The sequence below is a fragment of the Gilliamella sp. B3023 genome (genome assembly GCF_026536845.1).
Taxonomy (GTDB): Bacteria; Pseudomonadota; Gammaproteobacteria; order Enterobacterales; family Orbaceae; genus Gilliamella; species Gilliamella apicola_E.
In genome coordinates, this window is the sequence record NZ_JAFNNH010000078.1 from 1 (window position 1) to 560 (window position 560).

The 560-nt window shown below is 45.4% G+C and carries 1 pseudogene; it reads left to right on the plus strand.

Annotation, left to right across the window (positions count from 1 at the left end):
• Positions 1 to 466: pseudogene (locus tag J3U16_RS12050) on the plus strand (hypothetical protein); the annotation flags it as partial.
• Between the last annotated feature and the right edge of the window lie 94 nt (positions 467 to 560).

Consider the following 560-nt stretch of genomic DNA (forward strand, 5'->3'; position numbering starts at 1 on the left):
CTTCGAGTTGGTCGGTCGTGATAGTAATGGTGCTCCAGTCGTCAAATATGGTTTTACTTTGAAGCAGTGGTTCGTCCACCGTGGTTCTAAGGAGGACACTTATTCTAATACCTTATCTTGGTGTAATAGTCTTGGTTATCAAGTGCCTCGCGTAAAGGATTTAACCAATGCATCTTGTCGTGGTGTTGAATCAGGCGCTTGGTGTCAGGGTTCAGTCGGCGCCCCCCCTTCCTCGCCTAATAATTATTACATTCGTCATATAGGTTCTGGTTTTTTCTCTGAGTGGGGTCGTATGTATGATTATTCAGGCGTTGGCTTCATCGACTTTTATTACTGGACTAGTGACTCGTATGATAATAACCGCCAGTTTGTCGTGTACGCAAACTACGGTACAGTGCAATACGGTACAGTGGACGGGGGCGCCGACATCTACTACACCGACTACAGCCTTTGCTCCCATCCTTAGTTCTTATTCCTTAATCATTAGGCCGGGGGTGGGGGTGATAAAAAATAGTATTAGGTGATTAAAAGTAAGCTGACTCAAGGAGTCAACGTCGTTT